At 65.1% G+C, this 3,449-nt stretch carries 2 protein-coding genes; one reads left to right on the top strand and one right to left on the bottom strand.

What is annotated here, in order from left to right; all coding sequences use genetic code 11:
- Positions 1–352: 352 nt before the first annotated feature.
- Positions 353–2,566, bottom strand: a complete 2,214-nt coding sequence (locus AADA04_RS03260) for a marine proteobacterial sortase target protein (RefSeq protein ID WP_340691801.1) — start codon at positions 2,564–2,566, stop codon at positions 353–355.
- A gap of 226 nt (positions 2,567–2,792) precedes the next feature.
- Here AADA04_RS03260 and AADA04_RS03255 point away from each other — a divergent pair, with 226 nt between their 5' ends.
- Complete coding sequence (locus AADA04_RS03255; RefSeq protein ID WP_340691800.1) at positions 2,793–3,281, top strand: hypothetical protein; 489 nt, start codon at positions 2,793–2,795, stop codon at positions 3,279–3,281.
- Positions 3,282–3,449: the final 168 nt, after the last annotated feature.

Raw genomic sequence — 3,449 nt, 5'->3', positions numbered from 1 at the left:
GTTCAGGACAATCGCGGAGGCGTGGAGGCGGGGCAGCTCAAGCCGCGCGGCGGGGGTGATGTCGGCCCAGGGCCAGGGGCGGGCGTCTGTGTCGCCGGTGAGCGTCTTTTCCCATGCCTGGGTGAGGAGGACCTGGGAGAGACTGGCCTTGGCCTTCATGTACGCGCCGTTCCCGACGAGGAGGAGGCCGGCGAGGAGGAGAGCGGTTGTGAGGAATTTTGCCTTGAATTTGATGGACCGCTGACCCCTCTCTAACTCCCCCCTTTCAGGGGGGAGAACAGTCCGTGCCACGGGAAAGACAGCTCCTCCCCCTGAAAGGGGGAGGTTGGGTGGGGGTCCTCTGCGTAACTGGTCAAGCGGCATGGGGCCGTATCCTCCGGAAGACGAGTTTCAGCATGAAGCCGATGAGGACGAGGATTATACCTGCGAGCAGTTTCAGGTCGGAAAGGGTGCCGGTATTTGGCAGGGGTACGCCGCGTTCGACTTGCTTCGGGGCGTTGGCCCCATGGGCGTCCGGCTTGCGCAGGGCGAGGGCGTCGACCGGGATCATCGGTGCGTCGGAGCGGATGCCGTCATGGCCGAAGACCTTGCCGAAATCCCAGCCTGCCGGAAGGTTCAGGGGCACAGTCGCACTTTCGAGCGTTGCGCCGTCTGGCCGGGTGGGCGTCACGTCGACAGCGACGAGGCTGGTGAGGCGCGAGACGAGATGGTGGGCGAGGGCGACATTCAGGATCTGGTCGTCGACCAGGTCTGGCAGCGTGTCGGACCGGGCGCGGTCGAGTTCGAGCGAGGTGATTTTCTTGCGGGCCCAGAGTTTGGAGATGCCTTTACGCTCGGCGGCCTGTTTGACGGGGAGGCCGACTTTCCATGGCTGGTCGCCGTTAAGGCCGGAGACCCAGACCAGACCGTCTTTCGCAGCGGCATGGGCGGCGATGACCAGCGTTTCGCCGGCATAGACATCCGGTAGAGGCGAGGGCCATGCCTCGACGGCAGAACCGTCGGGCCATGTGGCGGCGACATTGGTGATGGCCGGGCTTTCAAGCTTGGTGAAGAGGGCGCCCATGCGGGCGGCGACTTCATCGACATCGCCGATATGGGTGAAGGTGCCCTGGCCCAGTTCGGCGGCGCGGGACATGAAGAAGCTGTTCGGGGCCGAGCCGATACCGACCGTGAAGATGCGGGCATCCTTGCGATTGCGGCTGATGGTTTCGAACAGCTGCTGCTCGTTGCCGATGGCGCCGTCGGTGAGGAAGATAACCTGGCGCAGGCGGCCGTCGGCATTGCCGTGATCGGCTAGGGCCTCGCGCAGGGCCGGCAGCATTTCGGTGCCGCCAGTGGCTTCGAGTCGCTCGACCCAGTTCGTGGCGCGGGCGATGTTTGACGGTGTCGCATCGACCGGGTGGCTGAACAGGGCATTTGTGACGGAGTTGAACTCGATCACGTTGAACCGGTCAGTGGGCGCGAGGCGCTGGACAGCCATGGCGAGGCTCTGGCGGGCCTGACGGATCGACTCGCCGCCCATGGAGCCCGACGTGTCGATGATGAAGGTGATCTCGCGCGGTGGCGGCGGTGCCGATTGCGTGGCGACCGGCGGCGTGACCATCAGGAGGTAATAGGGCTCGCCGTCGACGGTTTCGCGGAACAGGGCGGCGCTGGGGGCCTTGGAGGCCTTTGGCGTCCAAGTCAGTTCGAAGTCGCGGTTGGCGGGGACGCTGCCTGCCGACAGTGTGAGGTTTGCGGCGTTCGCGCCGGACCAGTCCACGTCCATCGGGTGATAGGTGGAGTCCAGCTCTCCGACCGGGAAGCCGGCATTGAGGGAGACGTTCAACGTCAGCGGGTTCGTGTTGCCGATGACCGGGTTGAGGACGGGCGGCGAGATGCGGGTCCGGTCCGGCACGGGGTCGACCACGGCCCAGCCGTCATCGCCGAGCGACGCGGTGAGGATTTGTGGGGCCGGATTGTATCGGGGGCCAACCACCATCGGGAAGCGGAGGGAGAACTGGTCGTCTGTCAGGCGGACCGTTTCCTGGTATTCGATCTGGACAATGATCGTCTCGCCGGGACCGATATTGGCGATGGAATTGGTGAAGAGGTTGGGCCGTTCCTGTTCGAGCAGGGCGGTTTTCCTGCCTTCCGACTTGGCCTGTTCATAGATGGCTTTCGCCTTCTGGCGTTCCTCGATCATGCCTTCGATGAAACGGTCGCCGATCTGCATGCGAAGCGTATCGACAGCGCTTTCGTCGGGCAGGGGGAAGACATAGACGCCTTCGATCCAGCCATCGGTCGTGTTTTCGAAGCGCTGGGTGACGCGGGTGCGGGCGATCGGTCCGGAAATGTCGATCTGCACATCCGTCAGCAGGGACGGGGCTTCGATATATTTCCCGGGCGTGGAGGACTTGAGCAGAAGGGCGCCGGTTGTGGCGTCATTCGGGGTCACGAGGCGCGGTTCCTGGTCGGCCCAGGCCGCACCGGCTGCGAATGCCGCCGCCGCCAGGATCGATCCGAGCCACTGGCCCGAGCGGGACAAGAGGGGGGCGTGGGCACGTATCCTGACGGCGGCGAGCATGGCGTTTTCCTTTCATTGCTGGATTGCAATGATTGGAGGCTGCGCCCCGAATAAGGCGGGAAAGGTCTGGCTTTCAGGCAGGGGTGGTACTTGTTCTGGGCGGTTTGGTGCGGGGAATAGGGCGGGCGTGTCCGACCGAACTCCTTTTTGCCGTATACTCCGCTCCATGATTACACCGGGAAAACGATTGCAGGTGAGTGGGCGGGAGGCGCGGGAGCGGAAGACGGTGAACGCAGCTATCCATGCAGGCAGTCTCGACGGGTCGGAGGCGCCGTTCGAGATGGCGTGGCTGAGCCTGCGCCGGGAGTTCGACGCGCTGGCCGACACAATGGCGAATGGTGGCGAGGTGGAGCGTCCGCAGATGCTGCGGCTGGCGGCGGAGCGGCGCCATACGGAGGCGGCGATGCGGGCGGCAGGGCGCGCGGCGCAAGATAACACGGAAACGGACACGGATGCGGCGGAGGACAAGGATGACGTTTGGGAGCGCCTTGAAGCAGTTGAACAGCAACGACGCCTGGACGCCGCAAGACTACGCGCTGAGGGCGCAGGCGATGCGGTACGGATTGAACAATCGGCCTACGGAGATGAGGGACTACCTGAAACGAAATCCGTTCCTGTTCGCCGCGCTGGATACGCAGGTTCCGCCGCCGGGCCCATGGCGGACATGGTTGCTCATGGGCGGACGTGGCGCCGGCAAGACGCGGGCGGGGGCTGACTGGGTGCGCATGGCGGTGAGGGCCGGATGCCGGCGGGTGGCGCTGGTGGGGCCGGCGCTGTCCGATGTGCGCGAAGTGATGATCGAGGGGCCGAGCGGCCTGCGGCACCTGGAGGGCGCAGGCGGCATACCGGTCTATGAAGTGTCGAGGCGGCGACTGATCTGGCC

Source organism: Hyphomonas sp. (genome assembly GCF_037969335.1).
In the GTDB taxonomy this organism is placed as follows: domain Bacteria; phylum Pseudomonadota; class Alphaproteobacteria; order Caulobacterales; family Hyphomonadaceae; genus Hyphomonas.
Note: the sequence above shows the minus strand (reverse complement) of the source record. Positions and strands in the feature narration are given on the sequence as shown.